Annotated in this window: 16 protein-coding genes; 8 read left to right on the top strand and 8 right to left on the bottom strand. The window is 44.8% G+C overall.

Annotated features, from left to right (window positions below; translation table 11 throughout):
- Window positions 1–815: 815 nt before the first annotated feature.
- Window positions 816–1,622, bottom strand: coding sequence for a pyruvate, water dikinase regulatory protein (locus GQF01_RS19310; RefSeq protein WP_161408378.1), 807 nt, complete (start codon window positions 1,620–1,622; stop codon window positions 816–818).
- Window positions 1,623–1,719: 97 nt separating this feature from the next.
- Window positions 1,720–3,747 (bottom strand): beta-galactosidase, encoded by a 2,028-nt coding sequence (locus tag GQF01_RS19305; protein ID WP_161408377.1) that lies wholly within the window; start codon window positions 3,745–3,747, stop codon window positions 1,720–1,722.
- Between the two features lie 124 nt (window positions 3,748–3,871).
- On the opposite strand from GQF01_RS19305, the gene GQF01_RS19300 reads away from it, so the two are divergent.
- The gene (locus GQF01_RS19300; protein WP_161408376.1) at window positions 3,872–4,693 is read left to right on the top strand and encodes a helix-turn-helix domain-containing protein; all 822 of its coding nucleotides are present in this window, start codon (window positions 3,872–3,874) and stop codon (window positions 4,691–4,693) included.
- Window positions 4,694–4,758: 65 nt separating this feature from the next.
- Window positions 4,759–5,412, top strand: a complete 654-nt coding sequence (locus GQF01_RS19295) for a DsbA family oxidoreductase (protein WP_161408375.1) — start codon at window positions 4,759–4,761, stop codon at window positions 5,410–5,412.
- A gap of 87 nt (window positions 5,413–5,499) precedes the next feature.
- Here GQF01_RS19295 and GQF01_RS19290 read toward each other — a convergent pair whose 3' ends face one another.
- The gene (locus GQF01_RS19290; RefSeq protein WP_161408374.1) at window positions 5,500–6,915 is read right to left on the bottom strand and encodes an MFS transporter; all 1,416 of its coding nucleotides are present in this window, start codon (window positions 6,913–6,915) and stop codon (window positions 5,500–5,502) included.
- Window positions 6,916–7,079: 164 nt separating this feature from the next.
- Between GQF01_RS19290 and GQF01_RS19285 the strand changes: the two genes are divergently transcribed.
- Window positions 7,080–9,179 (top strand): LTA synthase family protein, encoded by a 2,100-nt coding sequence (locus tag GQF01_RS19285; protein WP_161408373.1) that lies wholly within the window; start codon window positions 7,080–7,082, stop codon window positions 9,177–9,179.
- 56 nt (window positions 9,180–9,235) lie between these two features.
- The gene (locus tag GQF01_RS19280) at window positions 9,236–9,619 is read left to right on the top strand and encodes a YmaF family protein (protein ID WP_161408372.1); all 384 of its coding nucleotides are present in this window, start codon (window positions 9,236–9,238) and stop codon (window positions 9,617–9,619) included.
- A gap of 57 nt (window positions 9,620–9,676) precedes the next feature.
- On the opposite strand, the gene GQF01_RS19275 is transcribed toward GQF01_RS19280, so the two are convergent.
- The gene (locus tag GQF01_RS19275) at window positions 9,677–10,657 is read right to left on the bottom strand and encodes an aldose 1-epimerase (RefSeq protein WP_161408371.1); all 981 of its coding nucleotides are present in this window, start codon (window positions 10,655–10,657) and stop codon (window positions 9,677–9,679) included.
- A 13-nt stretch (window positions 10,658–10,670) separates the two neighbouring features.
- Window positions 10,671–11,576, bottom strand: a complete 906-nt coding sequence (locus tag GQF01_RS19270) for a CPBP family intramembrane glutamic endopeptidase (RefSeq protein ID WP_161408370.1) — start codon at window positions 11,574–11,576, stop codon at window positions 10,671–10,673.
- A gap of 155 nt (window positions 11,577–11,731) precedes the next feature.
- On the opposite strand from GQF01_RS19270, the gene GQF01_RS19265 reads away from it, so the two are divergent.
- Together GQF01_RS19265 and GQF01_RS19260 are read left to right on the top strand one after the other, a co-directional pair.
- Window positions 11,732–13,090 carry a sensor histidine kinase gene (locus GQF01_RS19265; protein ID WP_161408369.1) on the top strand — a complete coding sequence of 453 codons (1,359 nt, stop codon included), beginning with the start codon at window positions 11,732–11,734 and terminating at the stop codon, window positions 13,088–13,090.
- Window positions 13,091–13,102: 12 nt separating this feature from the next.
- On the top strand, window positions 13,103–13,804 hold the full coding sequence (locus GQF01_RS19260; protein ID WP_161408368.1) for a response regulator transcription factor: 702 nt from the start codon (window positions 13,103–13,105) through the stop codon (window positions 13,802–13,804).
- Here GQF01_RS19260 and GQF01_RS19255 read toward each other — a convergent pair.
- Window positions 13,801–14,646 carry a YitT family protein gene (locus GQF01_RS19255; RefSeq protein ID WP_235960079.1) on the bottom strand — a complete coding sequence of 282 codons (846 nt, stop codon included), beginning with the start codon at window positions 14,644–14,646 and terminating at the stop codon, window positions 13,801–13,803. The genes GQF01_RS19260 and GQF01_RS19255 overlap by 4 nt on opposite strands.
- A gap of 263 nt (window positions 14,647–14,909) precedes the next feature.
- Between GQF01_RS19255 and GQF01_RS19250 the strand changes: the two genes are divergently transcribed.
- The gene (locus tag GQF01_RS19250) at window positions 14,910–17,018 is read left to right on the top strand and encodes an LTA synthase family protein (protein WP_161408366.1); all 2,109 of its coding nucleotides are present in this window, start codon (window positions 14,910–14,912) and stop codon (window positions 17,016–17,018) included.
- A 233-nt stretch (window positions 17,019–17,251) separates the two neighbouring features.
- Here the strand turns inward: GQF01_RS19250 and GQF01_RS19245 are convergent, their stop codons facing one another.
- Both GQF01_RS19245 and GQF01_RS19240 read right to left on the bottom strand, forming a co-directional pair.
- Window positions 17,252–18,271 carry a Gfo/Idh/MocA family protein gene (locus GQF01_RS19245; protein ID WP_161408365.1) on the bottom strand — a complete coding sequence of 340 codons (1,020 nt, stop codon included), beginning with the start codon at window positions 18,269–18,271 and terminating at the stop codon, window positions 17,252–17,254.
- Window positions 18,272–18,306: 35 nt separating this feature from the next.
- Window positions 18,307–19,077: a sugar phosphate isomerase/epimerase family protein gene (locus tag GQF01_RS19240; RefSeq protein ID WP_161408364.1), complete on the bottom strand. Its 771-nt coding sequence runs from the start codon at window positions 19,075–19,077 to the stop codon at window positions 18,307–18,309.
- A 135-nt stretch (window positions 19,078–19,212) separates the two neighbouring features.
- Between GQF01_RS19240 and GQF01_RS19235 the strand changes: the two genes are divergently transcribed.
- Window positions 19,213–20,013, top strand: coding sequence for an AraC family transcriptional regulator (locus tag GQF01_RS19235; protein WP_161408363.1), 801 nt, complete (start codon window positions 19,213–19,215; stop codon window positions 20,011–20,013).
- The last annotated feature ends 59 nt before the right edge of the window (window positions 20,014–20,072 follow it).

Below are 20,072 nucleotides of genomic sequence, written 5' to 3'. Positions count from 1 at the left end.
GTTGGTGTTGGTGTTGGTGTTGGTGTTGGTGTTGGTGTTGGTGTTGGTGTTGGTGTTGGTGTTGGTGTTGGTGTTGGTGTTGGTGTTGGTGCGGTGCGGTTGTGGTCGGGTTGGGTCGCTAGATTGACGCTCTATGCGTATGGAACAAATGTAGATGTAGATGTCGTTACACGCGGATCGATAGGTTAGTGTGGTTCGGGGGAATCGGGTTAAGATGTGAATCTTGGTAACGTTACGGTAACTTGTGCGCTTGGGGACGGCTATGCTCTATAAGGGTATATAGTACGGAGACGTACTTAGTTTGAGGAGGCTTTGTGACTCGGGTCTGAGTGGAGATATGGGTATGGAGCGATAGTTTATGGCGGTTAGGGGATTCGGGCTATTTGGGGGCATGGTATGGAGCGGTAGCTTAGTGCGGTTGGGGTGATTCGGGCTATTTGGGGCTATGGATATGAACGATAGTTTGGCGCAGTTGGGGTAGCGTGGTGTTAGGTGGGATAGGATATGGGTTGGTGGCTAGGGTGGTTGGGATGGCTTTGGGCTAGTTGTGTATATGAGTACGGCCTGATGGCTTGGTTAGGTTACGCTCGGGGCTATATGTGGGTGCGGTGTGAATTGATGAATTGGTGTGGTAAAAGGTGAGCTAGGTAGTGTAGAGGTGGATGTAGGATCGGCGTGGATTGGTGGATTGGTAGTTTGAAGTTCGATGGGTGTGGACTGGGTTTAGAAGTAGTATAAGTGCGCACGCGATTTGTAAAAAAGATGCCGTTGAACATGTAGAGAGTTCATAGGGCATCTTTTGTGGGTAAGGCTATTTATCTGAATGAAACTAGATCTAGGATAACTCCTGCTGTTTCTTCAATTGCTTTGTTGGTTACGTTGATGATGGGGCAGTTGAGCTGCTTCATAATAGACTCTGCATAGTCGAGTTCTTCTTGGATACGACGGAAGGTAGCGTATTGGGAACCATCCGGAAGGCCGATTGCTTTGAGGCGTTCAAGACGAATCTGCAGGATTTGGTTGGCGTCCATGGTGAGGCCAATGATGCGTTTGCTAGGGATTTTGAAAAGCTCAGGCGGCAGCTTTATTTCTGGGATGATAGGAAGGTTAGCAGATTTGATTCCTTTGTGTGCTAGGTAAATACTTAGTGGTGTCTTGGATGTGCGTGAAACACCGATAAGGACAACTTCGGCTTGAAGCATGCCGCGGTTGTCTTTGCCATCGTCATATTTGACGGCAAATTCAATAGCATCTACTCTTCGGAAGTAATCGGCGTCCATTTCGTGCAATAAGCCAGGTTTGCGCTTCGGTAGGTGTCCATACGTTTCTGAAAATGCTTCCAACATCGGTCCCATTATATCAACGGTTCGCACACCTAAACGATGTGCTTCATTTTTCATGGTTTCACGAAGCTCGGGTTGCACGAATGTATAGGCAACAAAGCCTCCGGCTGCAGCTGCTTCCTGCAACATTTGAACGATTTCACTTTGTTGGCTGATATGACCATAACGTTTAATTCTCATCTGTTCGGAATTGAATTGACGAACGGTGGCTCTGGCAACGGCATCGGCGGTTTCTCCAATTGAATCTGAGCAAATAAACAGCTGCTGTTGTTCGGTCACTCTGCACCTCCCCTTTGAACCTACTATACGTGAAATTATACCAAAAATGCAAAAAAACCTCTATCCTTAAAAGCGACAGAGGTATTTCAATAGATTGCTAATGTTTTTTTAGAATTTTGACTGCTTTTGCTGGGAGTGTGATGGTGTTTTCTATCTGTTTATTGGTTATTATATTTGTAGTTTTGAGAGCACCTAAATCAACAGTCGTCTCAATATCATTGTGATTCAGAAGGAATATATAGCTGTCCGCTTTTCGAGACCTAGTTGATACCTCTACGCCTTGTACAGGTGCTATTGGCGCAATAATCCCCTTGTCTTGACACAAATTGCTAATGAGTCCTTGCAAGAAAGATCGGTCTGGGCTTGTTGCTACATACCAGGCTTGACCTGAGCCATAGTTGTTTACGGTAAGGGCAGGCATTCCTGAATAGAAATCACTGCCATAAACGGCTTTGATTTCTGCGCCTTCTGAATGGATTAGATCACAAAGTACGCCACATGGATAGTCACCATTCAGTTCTCCCCACTGTTCACCCATAACAATTTGGTTGGACTGATCAGGGAACAAGGCATCGATTTCTTCTGCCCATATCCCAAGTACTTTACGTAGCTCACCAGGATAACCGCCTAAGGTTACGATATCATTCTCATTGACGATACCACTGAAGAAGGTGGTGAGGAATGTCCCTCCTTCATGAACGAAGTCTTCAACCCGTTTTGCGTAACCCTTTTTAACCATATAGAGAACTGGTGCAATGACGATGTCATAGCTAGATAGATCGGTTTCAACCCCTATCATATCTACTTGTATGTTTTGCTGGAAGAGCGCGTCATAGTATTTGTGGACTTCATCTACATATTTAAGCGCGACGGTTGGTCCGCTGGAAAGCTCAACTGCCCAACGGTTTTCCCAATCAAATACGATGGCGACTTTCGCTTCGACTCTGGCATCCAGCAGCTTATCTGAAAGTATTTGTAATTCAGAACCAAGCTCAGCACACTCACGAAATACTCGCGTATTCTCATGACCGACATGCTCGATGACGGCTCCGTGGTACTTTTCACATGCCCCGACCGATCTACGAAGTTGAAAAAACATGACTGTGTCTGCACCGCGTGCCACCGCTTGATAGCTCCAAAGCTTCATAACACCAGGACGTTTAAGTGAGTTGTAGGGCTGCCAATTCTGCTGGCTTGGCGTTTGTTCCATCAGCATAAAGGGTTGGCCTTGTTTGAGCCCTCTCATCAGGTCATGCGTCATAGCCGTTAAACTGATTGGCGTGTCCAAGGAAGGGTAGTTATCCCACGAGATCACATCCAAATATTTGGCCCATTTGAAGTAATCTAATTCTTTGTATAATCCCATTAAATTTGTAGTGATTGGGAGATCTGGCGTATGTTTTTTGATAGCGTTGTATTCAAGCTTATAGCACTCTAGCATACTATCTGACATGTATCTGCGGTAGTCCAGTGAAATGCCTTGGAAGTTGGTGTTGTCCACTCCCCACTCTTCAGACAAAGCATTAGGGGAAACAATTTCTTCCCACTCATAAAAAGTATGACCCCAGAAACTTGTGTTCCAAACTTTATTTAGTTTTTCAAGTGTCGTATAGCGTTCTTGAAGCCAACCGCGGAAACCGTCCGCACATTGCTCACAGTAACAATACCCACCATATTCATTTGAAATGTGCCAGATTAAGATAGCTGGATGATCCTTATAACGTTCTGCTAGCTTCTCGGCGAGGAGCGAGGAATATTTACGATAGGTAGGACTGTTAGGACAGGAATTGTGTCTCCCACCAAACTTACGTTTCCTTCCTTCGAAATCAACACGAAGCACATCCGGGTAATTACGAGCCATCCAAGCTGGATGAGCCCCCGTGCTTGTAGCTAAGCATACGTAAGTACCTTTCTCATAAAGCTTGTCGATGATTTCATCTAACCACTCAAAGTCATATGTATCTTCATTCTTTTGCAATTTGGCCCATGAAAAAACGTTTACGGTCGCTACATCGATTCCAGCAAGCTTAAACATGCGTAGATCTTCATCTATGATTTCCTTATCCCATTGCTCAGGATTGTAGTCTCCGCCGTACCAAATTTTGGGGAGTTTCTCATTGATCATGCTGCCACCTCATCTAATTTGATTAAAAATATAAGAATAAGTCCATTGTATTGGATTATTTTTCATCTTAAAATATAATATTTTTACATCCTTATATAATAAAATGGAACAGGTGAAAGTACTCATGCACAAAAGATACGAATTAACGCCTTCCACGGCGCAACCGTTTCCAATCTTTATTGAGAGTATTGGACATCATGAAGATCAGGAAAAGCTGGTTAGGCCTGAGGGCTTCCCTTGTTATCATTGGCTTCAAACCTATGCTGGTGAAGGGGAGTTCGTGCTGGATGGGAAAAAATATGTACTGCCGGAAGGCACGGGTGTTTTCATGCTTCCCGGGGTTCCACACACTTACTATGCAATTACGGAGCAATGGTGTACGCAGTACGTCACCTTTGGCGGAGCATGCATAGAGTCTATCCTAAGCACTTTAGATTTATTGGAATCTGCGGTTTACAGATGGGATCTATATGGTCCAATGCAGAAGGTAATTGGTCAAATCATTAATAATATGGATGCGGGTTCTGAGTACTCTGGGTATGATGCATCTGCTGATTTATATCATTTTTTTATCCAGCTAAAAAAACATGGTCAGGTCAACAACCGTACCTCGATTCGCAATCAAATTGCCCATTTGCAGCCTTTATTGATATGGCTTGAAACCCATTATCAGAACCCCGATACAAGTCTTGAAGAAATGGCTGAAGTCTTAGCCATAACACCTAGACATATGAACACGTTGTTTCAGCACGCATTCGGGCTATCGCCATACTCCTATTTAATTCGCATGAGGCTCCGTAAATCCAAAGAAATACTAATTCACCAGCCTGCGAAAACAGTCAAGGAAGTGGCTAAGAACGTTGGTTTTCGTGATACGAGTCATTTTGTAGCCAGCTTCCGTAAGCACGTAGGTCTCACGCCAGAAAGATTCAGGCAGATGAATTAGTTAATCGGATAAGTTATAATGAAAATATAGTAACTATTATTTCATTTAAGGAGTCTGACCTAATTATGATAATAGAGATTTTTGAAGATATTGTGTGTCCTTGGTGCCGGATCGGCAAAAAGAATATGGAGGATGCGCTAGCCGATTTTACAAATGAACCGGTGGAAATTCACTTTCGCGCCTTCCAGCTAGATCCATACACCCCTGCAGAAGGATCTCCTTTCCGCGAGGTTATGCGCCAAAAGGTAAGAGCAGACGAGGACCGGTTAAATGGCATGCTGCAGCAAGTCACTCAAGCAGGCAAGGCTTCCGGTTTGCATTTTGATTTCTCCAAAGTTGAGAAAATGCCAAATACGCTAAAAGCTCACCAGCTGATCGCTATTGCGCCAGGGGAGTTAAAAAAAACACTGGTAGATGCGTTATTTAAAGCTTATTTTGAAGATGGCAAAGACATTGGCAAGTTGGATGAGCTTCTGACCACTGCAGAACAGATCGGTATGGATCGCGAGAAAACAGCTGCGCTTTTGGAAGCGAAGGAAGGCCTTGAACAGGTTGAAGATGATCTTGAGTTCGCTAGTCAAGCTGGCGTCACTGGCGTTCCCTTCTTTGTGATCAATCGGAAATACGCGCTTACTGGTGCACAGCCGGCCGCTACATTCCTGCAAGCTTTGCAGCAGATTAGTGCTGAGCAGCCTGACGAAAACGAAAACGAAAAATAAGCTAAACAAAAAACCGACTCGCTTTTCGCTATGAAAAGCTGTCGGTTTTTTGTTTGTATTTGCGTTTCTTGTTTGTATTTACGTTTTTTAGGCTGCTGCAGTCTCTGATGTTTGTGCTGATGCTTTTTTAGTGAATATTCGCAAGTAAAACATTCCACTAATGATGACGACTGCCGCGAAAATGATGAGCAGATTACTGTATGGGATGGCTGCTAAAGAATTCAAAGCCGGATTCTTGTAAAACTCCATCATGCCGCCATCCAACAATTTGGCTACAAGCGCTGTGCCTACAGCACCCGAGATAAAGGTGATGAGGTTGAAGAGCCCCATCCCCACCCCAGTCTCACTTACACTCAGCGTCAATGAGACACGGTTCGCCAGAGCTGTCTGCACGAAGGAGAAGCCAACATAAGTAGGGAGAAGTGCCGCAGCAATGAACCATGGCGAATGACCAACCATGAAAGCAATTGCCACTAAGCTGATTACTAGAAGCCCTAGGCCGATAAAGACAACAAAGTTATTGCCTTTTTTGTCCGCCAAGTTTCCGCCAATCGTACCAAAAATCACGGCACACATCGCACCTGGGAACAGAATAAGTCCAATTGTGCTCGTATTTAGATCATTCACTTTGGCTAACATGAGCGGAATGACAAACATGATCCCCATGACCGTACAAAATACGAGGAATCCAACAATTAAACCACCCCGAAGCAGCTTATTCCGGAATAATGACGGTTCTATAAAAGGATCGTTTGCTTTACGAATGTGAGTGATAAACCAAATGAATAAAGCTAAGCTCGCGGCCAAATAGTACCAATGAGGGAAAGATAAATAGACGATTATTCCAGCGACAGAAAATGCTACAAGTGCAGCACCTAAAATGTCTACACTGCCTGCTTTACGTTTTTCCTCTGGTAAAATCTTATTGAAAAATGGGATTGAAATCAGGGTGAATAAAGGAATGATGAACAAATACGTCCAGTGGAGTGATGAGGAAACAAATCCACCTACTACTGGTCCTACCGCAATGGCAAAGGATACGGTGGAAGTTAAAAGCCCAAAAACTTTTCCTCGATCTGTCGGTGAAAAATAGCGTGCAACAACGACCATAACGAGGGCTGGAATAGCTGAAGCCCCTGCTCCTTGCACAGCGCGAGCGAAAATGACTGCCGGATACCAAGCCTGAAGTACAAAGCCCAGCGCAGATCCAACACTATAAATGAGGATTCCGGCAACGATCAGTTTTTTCAGGGAAAAAATATCGGACAATCGCCCATAGATAACGGAGCCAATCCCAAAAAAGATGATAAACGTGGTGAGTACCCAGCTAACTCCAGTCGGTGTAATCCCGTACTGCTTAGCGATTTCGGGTGTGGAAACGTTGAAAACTGTTTCGTTCAGTACAGCAAAAAAGATAAGAAAAATAATCCATGGCACAGCCTTTTTAGTATCTATAACCTTCTCTTGTGCCACTTCATCTGTTGCAGAAGCAACGTGTTGCATGGTTTCACCTCCAATTTTCTCTCGTTATCTGTAAACTTTTACATTACAATTAACTGTAATGATAATTGTTATAGTTTAAACTGTCAAGGGATATCTTCCTTCTTTCATCCAGATATAAGATAATGAACGAATGGACTTGCATAAATCGAACAGGAGTTACTTCAATGACCACTTTACTTCCTTGGCTCAAGCATCTATCTTCCCGTATCATGATTGTGATTTTGCCTTTTTTTCTGATGGGCATGGTCGAATATTTAGATCGCGGCTCGTATGAAGAGCTCCTCAAATGGGCGACGAACCATCCCTTTTCCGTAGTACTTGCCTACTTTGTTGTGGGAACTTTGTATCTTTTCCTCATTGCCGTTACTGGCAAAAGCCGGTTGTCCTTTTGGTTGCTTTGCGCTGTACTTCTGCCGCTTGGTGCAATAAGCGGCAGCAAATTAAAGGCAATTGGAGCTCCTTATTACCCATGGGATCTTTATTTTAACAATCAAATTATTGCGTACATCCCTTTTCTGAAAGGGTATCTCAATCTCCGAATACTCGGATTTGTTACGATCTTTCTCGTATTGCTCGTCTTGCTATTTCATCTGGCGTTGCGCCGCCATCGCATCCAGTTTACATGGATTGAACGCAGCATCTATGCTGTCATAGCCATCGTTATGGCGACAAGCCTTTATGCAGACAAACCAATTCCGTTCATGAATCTTTACGGCATTTACACGGTCCCCTGGGATCAAACAATTACCTATGATGAAAATGGATACCTTTTTTCTTCTGTACAAATGTTAGGTTTTCTGAATGTAGCCAAGCCTGATAATTATAGTAAAAAAGCGATTGATGCCATTTTAGCTAAAATTCCAGAGAAGCCAGCAGCAAGTGATAAAAAACCAAATATCATTGTCATGCTTGGAGAATCTTTCTGGGATCCAACACTTATGAAAAACGTAACGTTTAGTCGTGATCCGATCCCTAACTTGCATCAACTTCAAAAAACGTACACAAGCGGTTGGATGATGTCCCCCCAATTTGGCGGCAGTACGGCAAACGTAGAGTTCGAGGTATTGTCCGGTAACTCCATGCGATTCTTCGGGAAATCTCCTGATAAAATATTGCCTTATATCCAGTATATGAATCATGGCGTTGACTCACTCGCAAGCATTATGACTAGACAAGGGTACACAGCGACTTCAATCAACCCTTTCTTCAGTTACTTTTTTGATAGCCGTAAAGTGTATATGGATTTTGGATTTTCGCGTTTTATTTCCAGCGAGTATTTCCCGAATGATTTTGAAGGACCGAACTATGCGGATCGGGCTGTAGTGAAAAAGATTATTGAGGAAACTGAAAAAAGTGCAGGGCCAGATTTTATTTTTGCAAACACGATGGAAAATCATCATCCTTACAAACCAGGAAAGTTCAACAAAAACACGATTGAAGTAACGGGGGATATTTCCTTTGAGTCCAAGGGGATTTTGGAAACATATGCTCAGGGGATTAATGGAACTGATAAGGCGCTTCAGTCGTTGGTGGACTATTACTCCAAAAAATCTGAGCCAACGATTCTGCTGTTTTTTGGCGACCACTTTCCTTCTTTTGAAGAGGATTACAAAGTGTACCGCGATGCGAAGTATGTGCTTCCAAACGATCCTGATTTATATACAAAAACACACTACACGCCATTCCTAATATGGAACAATTTCCTTCCTGCGGAACAAGAACAGTTGAATCTCAAGATGAGTCCTTCGTTCCTTGGTCCTAAGCTTCTTCATATGGCTGGCGTTAAAGGTAGTTACTACACCGATTATTTGTATGATTTATCTCAAAAGATTCCGGTGATTCCGCCAAATGACATGTGGGACATATATAATATTACAACTAGTGATCTTAGCGATTATATGAAGCTGCAGTACGACAATTTATTTGGTGGACGCTACGGTTATGAAGCCAAAGGTTTCAAGGACACAATTGTTCAACCAGGTTATGTGCTTGGATATGGAGATCCTGTCATTACGAAAATAAATCGCAGCGGTAACAAGCTACAGGTTGTAGGCAAGCCTTTTTATTCGTCCTGCAATGTGTACGTTGACGATAAGCTGTTTAAGTCTAATTTTGATGGAGAAGATACTTTGTATGTTGATTTGACGGATAAGGAGAATCCTATCCTCGATACCGATAAGCCTCATCAAGTCGAAGTGCGCGTCTATGATGATAAAAAGATGAAGATTGGTCAATCACCGCTATACCCGCTCCCGCAGTCATGACGTTAACCCTCTTGGAATAGGATGAACCATATCCTGCAATCCAAGGGGGTTTTGTGTTGTCTAGTTATGTTCCGCCTGCTCATGTGCATTTTTTTAATGTCATGTCCTCGGACACCCTCAAGCATAATCATTTATTACGCTTGTATACCTTTAATGTGAATGGCACTGCCTATGATGGGCATGTTCATCAGTATCAAGGAATTACTGGGATTAGATATGGGCATTATCATAATTACTTTGGAACGACCGGTCCTGCCATTCCGCTGCAAAACGGCACACATATCCATTTTTTAGAGGGAGTCGTAGAACTAAATGCATATAACACATCTAGAGGGGGTGCACTTGTAAGCTCCGCCAAAAAAACAGGGTTGATTTCAGAGCTGCATCAGCATACCTATTCTGGTTATTCTACCACTGGTTTTGGCTATGAACCTTGGTGAAAATAAAAGAGTCAAGCCTGGAAGCTGTAAGGCTTCCTCTTGACTCTTTCCTACATATTATTTTATTGTCTCAATGTGAATGGACCACTCGAAACTGAATGTCTCTCCTGCTTCCAAACCGAGAGCACCGGATATTTCAGGTGCAAAAGGCTCGTTGAACACGTTCATAATACTCGTGTAAGGCTCCAGAGACACGGCATTCGTCCACGGCGCCGTGAACAGTACATGAATGGGAAACTTGTCTCCCATATCAAACACGAGCTTTGTGCCGCGAGCTTCATACTGAATCTCGCAGGTTTGCGGACCTGGCTCGACGCTGAGCAGTTGCGAGCCGCCTGGATAGCTTGGCAGCGCCGTAACGAGCTCACCCTGCTGCAGCGCCGCTGTCAGCGGCGATGGCGCAGGCTCGCCTGCCGCGTAGCCGTCAGCGCTGAGAGGCCATTCTGCCGCTGCGGGGATCACAACCTTCACGCGGCTAGCTTCGCCGTCCGCGTAGGCAAAGTACGGGTGAAAGCCAAGGGACAGCGGCATCGTGTTGCCGCTCTTATTGGCGATTTCACCGCTGAGTGACAGCGTACCGTCCTTCAGCCGGTACGTGAAGCGAAAGCATGCGGCGTGTGGAAAATACGCCAGCATGTCCGGATGCTCCGCGAGGTCGAACTCCGCGGAGACATAAGCCCCGCCAGCGCTATCTGCGCCGCTGGCAATGACCTTCCACGGCCGCTCGCGCAGCTCGCCGTGGGAGTGGTCGGGCTCCCTGTTAGCGGGGAGCAGGTATTCGCGGCCTTCGAAGGTGAAGGCCGCTTGCTTGACGCGCCCCGGCGGGAACAGAATGGGCACGCCGTAGCGCGAAGACTTGACGCGAAGCTCAGCGGCGCTGGCTGGCTTCGCGATGTAGGCCTGGTTCCGCACGTCGAAGCGGAACAAATGCAGTCCTACGGCCGGAATAATTTCGGCCGTAGCTTGGGCTTCGTGGTCGACGAGGCGAAGCGTCGACTCCCCGTCCCATTCACTATGGATTAGTTCATAACGTGACAATGTTGAATCCTCCTTATTTGTGCTTAAGATAAGCTCGGTTTGCAGGTGTTTTTCTTGCTATTTGCCCGTAATAGTTCATGACTAGCAGGATCCCAACTACAAGAATAATCGTAGTGACCAGACTGCCTTCCGCCCCAAAACTACCCCCGGAAAGAAGCACATTACCTTGCGCTTCGGCTTTGAGAATAGAAGGCATGGGTGTGCCAGATACTTGAAATCCGAATACGCAGCCTTGCATGAAGTTCCAGGACAGGTGCATGCCGATAGGCATCCATAAGCCTTTCGATAGCTCACGAGACACACCGAATAACAACCCTGCCAAAATCAAGTTCAAAAGTGGCATAGGGGTGCTCCACATCCCAGGATTGAACGAGTGCAGAAGTGCGAAGACAAGTGTCGATACGGCTATGGCAGGGGATCTTCCAAACCGTTCTTTGACTAGTCCCTGCAGATAGCCGCGAGCGAATAATTCTTCATTAACGGCTACGCCAATGAATAACAAGAACCCGCTTACTAATTCGAGCAGCATCGATTCCGTCCATGGAATGGACAACATGCGAATACCGCCGAGTAGCCAGATGCCTATGCAAGAGACTGTGATAAGGAGTGCGCCCGCTGCGAAGCCTTCACCAAATCGTCTTCCAAAATGGCGAATTTGTAGGCCAAGTGTCCATCCTTTGCGTCGTTCAAAGATCCCATACGAGAGAAACACGCCGCCAACGAAACCAATAATTTGCGCCCACAAAGCTGCCTTAATAAAAAATGAATCGCCTGCAACAGCCGCAAGGCTCCTCTCCAGCTCCGGCTGCTTCAAAATCGCAATTACCGCTGCCGCAATCGATAAAATGACTGTAATGACAACAATGAAAACAAGGGACAAGAGTACTTTGCCCAAAATGGTCAAAATGGATAAGGGCATTCGCTTTTTTACAACAATGAGGCTTCACTCCTTTCTCACCACTTATTCGAGAAAAAGACCCTAAATCCTGCCAGTTGCGAGGTAAAGGAACTCTTGTGCAATTGTTGGCTCCGTGCCACAATAGAGGAAATATTGGATTTGTTTACGGAGGACTCATGCTTTTCGTTCTATTTGCTCTATGGATTATCGCGCTCGGCCTTGTTATGATCGATCCGAGATCGAGCACTATGCGCTGGATGAGCGCCATCGCTTTTACAGGAGGCTTCGGCGCTCTTGCCGCCGTTTTATCTGAAACCTTCATTCCCTACATCCAGCAAACAGTGCCTAATCCTTCGATTAGCGCCATGCTCTATCGCTTTATGGGGATTTGCTCGTTAATTTCTTATTACGGCTTGCCGTATTCGTTCGCTATGCTCTCGCTTAGCTATAACGCAGTCTGGCAAAAACCTGTCGTACGCACGTGGCTGCCAATCGTACTGCTGCTTCCTCCTATTGCTTGTCTCTTGTTCACGCCAGGATATACCGAGGAAATGCCGATTGCTTTCCCCATCGTCGCGTTATGGGCGGTGCCTTATTTTTTCATTGGCGCTGCGCTAATTATGATGAAAAAGGAACGGCTTCCCGCCCTGAGACGAACGCATTTGTTTACCTGTCTCGCGCTTTTGCCGCCCATTCTTTGTGTTGGTGTGCTAAACTATGTGATGCCAAGCTTCGGTTATTACCGGATGTGGGTGTACCACGTATGGATTCTTGCCTTTGTTGTACCTTTTTTCATTTTCACATTTTTCAAATACGGATTTCTCGGTATGAGGCTTTTCATTGAACGTCGTAAGCTGGATTCGACACTTCGTGCTATCACCTCTGGGACAGCTATTTTGAACCATGCCATCAAGAATGATGTCGGTAAAATGCGGTTGTTTCTGGAAAAAATGAAGCAGCACGCCGAAGAAACCCATCAAACTGAGCTTATGCAGGACATTGAGGTTGTCATGGGGTCTTCCCAGCACATCCGCGATATGATTTCCCGAGTCCATGAGCAAACACAGGAGCTTCCTCTGAGAGTCACTCCTGTCCATCTAGGTGAGCTGCTTGAAGAAGTGCTTCTGCCTCTCCAGCCTTCTCTTGCGAAAATTGCTCCTCAGTTGAACATTTCAGAAAATTTAACACTCCAAATTGACCGTATCCAAATGGCAGAAACATTAACGAATGTGTTGATGAATGCGATTGACGCAATGCCTCAAGGCGGCGAGCTCATCATTCGGACTATGCACGCCAAAAAAAATATCGTCCTAGAAATCAAAGATAACGGCATTGGGATGGAAAAAGATGTTTTGAAACAAGTCCTAGAACCTTTCTATACGACGAAAAGCGGAAGCCATAACAACTTCGGCCTTGGGCTGGCCTATTGCTACAGCGTGATGAAAAAGCATGGAGGGACTTTGGAGCTTAGCAGTACACCGGGGAAAGGCACGAGTGTGTTTCTTACATTTCCAAGCAGCCGTATACATACTTAAGGGGGGTTCAACTTGGAAACTATACGTGTATTAATTGTTGAGGATGACCTGGATTGGCTGCGCGGCCTGAGAGCGTATCTGGACCGCCAGCCTGATCTGCAAGTCATTCGTACCCTCTCTACCGCAGAAGAAGCGAGAGAGCTCTTTATGGCGTCTGAATCAGATGTTGACGTTGTACTTATGGATATTATGCTGCAGGATGAACCAGCAGGCATCGGTCTAGCGGAGCAGGCACTTTTGGCATGGGGTGTCAAAGTCATTATGTTAACCTCAATGGAAGAGAAGGACTTCATTTTCCGTTCCTTCCAGGCTGGCGCTATCGACTATCAAATCAAATCCAGATTTGAGGAACTGCCGGCTATTATACGCGCAGCGCATGCTCGGAAGGCGTCCATTAACGCCGCGGTTGCCGAGCAAATGCGGGAAGAGTTTCGCCGACTGAAGCGGCTTGAACATCAGTTCAAGGTCAAGGAAGCACGCGATCTGATCACACCGACAGAACTTCAGGTACTGGAAATGATTGATAAGGGCCACACGCAAACGGAAATTGCGAATCGATTTTTCATTTCACTGCGGACAGTCAAAATTCATGTGGGCCATATACTGAAGAAGTTAGGAAGTCCCAGCAGCAAGGATGCCGCTCAGAAAATGAGAGAATTAGGACTGTTCGAGCGAAGAAACTCGACGCAAACGAATGATAAAGACAAAGACTAGTGAATATCCTTCTTTTTAAATCTTCCGCCTTTGACATCGTGGATATTGCCGACTGCGAGGAATGCCGATGGATCGAGTTCATCAACAATGGATTTCAGCTTCGCCTCCTCCAGTCGCGTGATAACACAGAATATAACCTTCTTATTATCTCCGGAGAAACCGCCTTCCCCTTCCAAATACGTAACACCACGCCCCAGTCGGTCCAGAATAGCTTCTCCGATCTGTCTAAACTGATCACTGATAATCCAAACGGATTTGGACTCATCAAAACCTTCGATCGTCACATCAATCAATTTATAAGCGATAAAATAAGCAATTAATGAGTACATTGCGCGATCCCAGCTGTATACAAAACCTGCACTGCCTAGAATAAATAAGTTGAAGAACATCACAATCTCGCCTACAGAAAATGGAATCTTTTTGGAAACTAGAATCGCAATAATTTCCGTTCCGTCAAGCGATCCCCCGAACCGGATAACCATCCCCACGCCAATCCCGAGAATAATGCCTCCAAATACGGCAGCTAATAATGGATCGTTGGTCAGCTCATGAACCGGGTGAAGCAGCCATGTACCTATAGACATCACCAAGATGGCGAATAATGTCGATAACGCAAATGTTTTTCCGATCATTTTGTAGCCGATAAACAAAAATGGAATATTCAATAAGGTAAGGAAAATCCCTACTTGAATGTGGGTCAAATACGACAAAATGATGGAAATACCAGTGATTCCACCATCGATAATTCGGTTAGGAACCAAGAAAATTTCGAGTCCGACAGCCATTAAGGCTGCTCCGATAAAAAGAAAGAAACCTCGCCGCAGTAAGCTGCTCTTGGTCATTCTGCGATGCTGCGCTCTAATGGCAGCTCTCTTCTGCAATGCAATCTGTTCTTTAGCCATCGTTCATCCCCTCTCGTCACTTACATTTTTCTACTTACTATCTTCTCGTCGTAAGCATCATTTCCCTGCTAAAGCCATCTATTTTTCACGTCAAAATGCCTTAAAATTATTAGATAAACTACCATCGAATATTGCAGATTCTCGTGGTATAATGTCAGTTGTCCTTTACAATTTATCTACAATCCATATCCATAGGAGAACATATGAAACTACACCTAGATCGTTTACTGCAGCTATCCCGGCAGCGGCTGCCCTTTATTCTTATTGCCTTAATTCCTGTGGTCATTATGGAAATATTAAGCCGCGGGCAGTATATAGAAATGATTACATGGAGCTATAAGCATGTTATCGAGCTGGTTTATAATGAATGGATTGTATTTAGCCTACTACTACTATTCATTGCCATCATTGGCCGTACTAGAGTAGCTTATTGGGTGCTATCCGGGATCCTTCTCGTTATGGGCCTCATCAGCGGGATCAAACTCAAAATACTAGGTGTCCCCTTGACGCCTTGGGATATCGTTCTAGCAGGCGAAGCTTCCGATATGGTGCAATATGTGAAGAACATTTTCACCTTCAAAATATTGCTTATTCTCGCTTTGTTCGTAGTAGCCAGCTATTTCTTGTTATACCGCACACAATTATTTATGAAAAAAGTTCATATAAAAGAACGGGGAATTATCGCGGTTATTGCCCTGGGGATGCTGGCAGCGGTTTATTCCGATCTCCCATTACCCGTTCAGAAATGGTGCGGCATTAAAGCTTCGGTATGGAATCAGGTTGAAAATACGCAAACAAACGGTTACGCACTAGCTACGTTCCTGAATACGAAATCGATGTTCAGCGATAAACGTGAAGGCTATGACGATAAAGCAGTCGAAGCCATTGTCAGCAATTCACCCAAGCCGCCGATTAAAGCTGGCGATCCGAACGTTAAGCCCAATGTGATTGTCGTATTAAGTGAATCATTCTGGGACCCTACTGTTATCAAAGGTGTAGAATTCAGCCAGGATCCAGTCCCATTCTTTCATAAGCTGCAGCAGACCGGAACTAGTGGAACCATGCTTTCGCCGCAATACGGCGGTGGAACTGCCAACGTGGAATTTGAGGTTTTGACGGGGAACTCCATGCGTTTCTTGCCGCAAGGATCGATTGCCTATAACCAATTCATTACGAATGAAGTAGACTCTTTAGCTAGCATTTATGCAAGACAAGGCTACACATCAACTGCTGTTAGCCCTTTCTATAATTGGTATTTTAACAGTAATAGAATCTATAAAGACTTCGGTTTCTCTAAATATATTCCGATTGAATATTTTAAGCCTAACTATTCAGGCCCTTATATCGCGGATAGTGAGGTTGCGGCGAATATTATTCATGCGACGGATCTCAGTGACGGTCCCGATTTTGTTTTTGCGAACACCATGGAAAATCATTTCCATTACTTCCCGGGTAAATTTCCGAAAAATACTTTTGATGTCAAAGGCGACATGTCCCCTTCTTCTCAAGGTATGCTCGAAACGCTTGCACAAGGCATTAATGCCTCTGATAGAATGCTGAAAGAGCTTGTTGAGTACTATGAGAAAAAAGGCGAGCCAACGATTATCGCATTCTGGGGCGACCACTTGCCAGCCTTAGGCGATGACTATGCTACTTACATTGACACCAAATATATTAGCGGCAAAGATGATCCGGATTTCTTGAAAAAAATGTACAGCGTTCCCCTTGTTGTTTGGAACAATTTCGACACTGAGCGCAAGGATAAGCTCAACATTAGCCCATCATTCTTAGGTCCTTATCTCATCGAATTATCTAAACAGCAAGGCAGCTATTATACCGATTATTTAAGTCAGCTTTCGAAAAAGATCCCTGTCATCCCGCCAAAAGATTATTTTGAGGAGATGCACATTAATGAACAAGACTTAAAGGATTATGAAACCTTGCAATATGACATTATGTTCGGCGACCGCCATGCTTACAAAGATTATAAGGTCCCTATTATTAATTCGAAGTATATGCTAGGTTTTGGTCCCATACTCCTTGATAAAGTTGAGGCTGATTCACAAGAAATAGCTGGACACACTAGTATAACACTCACGATACGCGGCAATAATTTGCCCCCGCTCAGCATTGTAACGCTGAATGGTAAAGCCATTCCGACGACATGGCAGGACGAGCACATGGTTACAGCCAGAGTGGAAGGTAATTTACTGAAATCCGGGATTTGGGACATACAAGTCCATGTGAAAGATTCGAAGGAAACAGTTGTTGGTAAATCGAACACGATCCCCATTGAGATCGCCGGAAGATAAGAGGTAAATGGTGAAGGGGAATTTCTCCCGTTATTTGAGCAAGTCCTGGCTTTATAAGCGAATTAACTGGAGAAATTCCATGTATTCCTGCTTTGGCCGCGATACTCCAAGAAATAGCGGGAGTAATTCCCGTTAATCTTGATGAGACAGTCTACAAGTTCAAAAAAGAGGCTACCCTAGGTCATTTGATGACTTTTCGGCAGCCTCTTTTTTTATCATGTATGATATTACGATTAGAGCGTAATAATTTTTCCAGTTGCTTCGGATTCGAAGGCAGCTAGGATAACTTCCAGGGAACGTTTGCCTTCTTCGCCGGAAATACGAGGTTTCGTACCACTCACAATGCTTGCTACGAACTCATCGATTACGCCGCTGACCGTTTGCTTCTCATTCGTCGCAACTTGACCAACTTTGTAACGCTCAACCGTACCGTTGCGAAGCTCTACGATAACTTGATCGTTTGGATCTGTATCGATTTTGATAACACCGTTCTCGCACCAGAGAACCGTGGAGTTGTCTTGGCCTTTGTAGTAAGTCCAGCTAGCAACCAGGGAACCCGTAGCGCCGCTTTTCATGCGCAGCAAACAGGTGGAGTTATCATCTACATCTGTACCTTCTTTGTGCAGGGTACCTACGAAAGCTGCTACTTGTGCAACTTCATCATTCAACAAATAACGGATCAAATCCGATTTGTGTACGCCAAGGTCTCCCATTGCGCCCATAATCGCTTCTTCCTTGCGGAAGAACCAGCTCTCGCGACCGTCAACACTCCAGCCTTCTGGTCCTGGGTGCCCAAAAGATGTACGGAACGTCAACACTTTGCCCAGTTTGCTAGAATCCAAAATTTCTTTCGCTTTCACGTGAGGTGCCATTAGACGCTGGTTGTGACCAACCATCAAGAACACGCCATTTTTCTTAGCAGCTTCGATCATCGCTTCCGCTTCTTCAGCTGTAGCAGCCATTGGCTTCTCTACGAGTACATGCGCACCAGCATTTGCTGCAGCAATGGAAACCTCCGCGTGCAAATAGTTAGGCGTACATACGCTAACTGCGTCTACTTTTTCTTCTTTCAACATTTCAGCATAGCTGCTATATGCTTTTCCGCCATGAAGCTGAGCATAATGCTCAGCTCTTTCGATAATCGGATCAACGAAAGCAACAAACTCAACGTTTGGATTCAAAGCGTATTCCGGGATATGTCTATGTTTGGAGATGGAGCCGCAACCAACGACGGCCACTTTAATTTTACTCATTTGAATGTACACTCCTCTGAATGATTAGTTATGAATTAGTTATGAACGTTGATGTAGTGCTCTTTAACCCAGTTCAAGCTGTTTTCGATGCTCACAAGAGGTGGCTTCTGGCAGTGATCCTGCTCAACAACAAGCCATTGAACACCAGCTTGCTCTGCAGCTTTAATGACTTCCTCAAGTGGAACCTCGCCTAATCCTAGCTCCAATGTAACCAATTTGCCTTCAGCATCCTTGGAGAAATCTTTGAAGTGAAGCAGCGGCAAACGTCCCGCATATTTCGCGATATAAGCTAATGGATCTTGTCCTGCGTATTTAACCCAGCACACGTCCATCTCGACTTGGATCGCATCTTTACCTGCATACATCGCATCAAAGACGAACTCGCCGTCCACTTTGTGATGGAATTCGAAATCATGATTATGATACAAGAACTGTAATCCTTGTTTGCCAACTTCAATCGCAAGTTGCTCACATTCAGCAATCAGCACTTTCCATTGGTCTGCATTTTCGCGCTCTTCAGCACCTACATACGGACAGATCGCGTATTTTGCACCAATTGTGTGCAGATAGTCGATTTCGCCTTGCAGATTATTACGGAATCTCTCCAGACTTACGTGACTTCCAATTGCTTTCAGGCCAAGTTCATCCAGCAATGCTTTCATCTCTTCAGCAGGTTTGTCAAAATAACCCGCGAACTCCACGCCTTCATATCCTAGCTTAGCAACATGACGAAGTGTGCCTTCCAAATCTTTAGCCATATCATCACGAAGTGTATACAATTGAAGACCAATTCCTAAACGTCCCATTTGTTTCCCTCTTTTCTTAGATTCCAAATTATGCATTTCTGTTGCCTATGTAGACAGTATAGCGGAACATAGCTTATTATGACCATTCACGATATAATCAAAACATATCTTATTTGGCTATGAAAGGTGAATGCAATGGATACAGAGTTGTTAACCTGCGGCTATTCTTTTCATATGGAACCGTTTAATGTGAGTACGAAATCGGGACTCAATACTTATCTTTTCCGTTTACAAACAGAGGGCACATGTGAAATTCTTGTTGATGGTCAAATGATTCAGATCGAATCCGGCCATTTGCTTCTATATAAGCCAGGCGATCCGTACGAACTAAGGATCGAACCTGCGAAAGACAACCCCGGCGGCAAAATTGCCAGCGGAGATTATTATTTATTTTGCAAAGGGACATGGATCGACGCATGGTGGAAACGCAGCCTCAAACAAACCTGCACCCGAATTGATCTCGACGCGCGGCTCATTTCACTGTGGCGCCAGCTTATTCTTGAGAAGCGCAGAATGGAAGAAGAAAACCGTGAGCTTAGCGGCTACTTGCTGCAAGCACTCTGTCTCTATGTGGAACGAGCAGCAACGGAAACCGTTTCCTTGCAAGGACGGCCTTTTACAGGCACTCGCATGAAACGATTTATTGAAGCGCACGCTACGGCCACCTTCAAAGTCGATGATGTAGCGGATCACGTCGGACTCAGCGTATCTCGCGCGGTTCACCTATTCAAAGAGTACTTCGGCAAAACGATGATTCAATACGCCTTGGAAGTCCGGTTATCCAGCGCAGTGGAACGGATGCACGACAGCTCCATGTCCTTGGAACAAATCGCTTTGAGCTGCGGTTTCGGCAGCTATCCGTATTTCCATCGTGCTTTTAAACATCGGTTTGGGATCTCGCCTAAGCTGTATCGGCAGCGCGATTCGCAAAATTAAAGAAAATTCACAAAATTTTCATGTAGTTTTTTATAGAGTATGGAACTTTTTTGCCTTCT

Origin of the sequence: Paenibacillus silvestris, from assembly GCF_009882985.1 — a bacterium.
GTDB lineage: Bacteria > Bacillota > Bacilli > Paenibacillales > NBRC-103111 > Paenibacillus_E > Paenibacillus_E silvestris.
The sequence above is the reverse complement of the archived record's forward strand: the minus strand, read 5'-3'. Positions and strand labels throughout refer to the sequence as shown.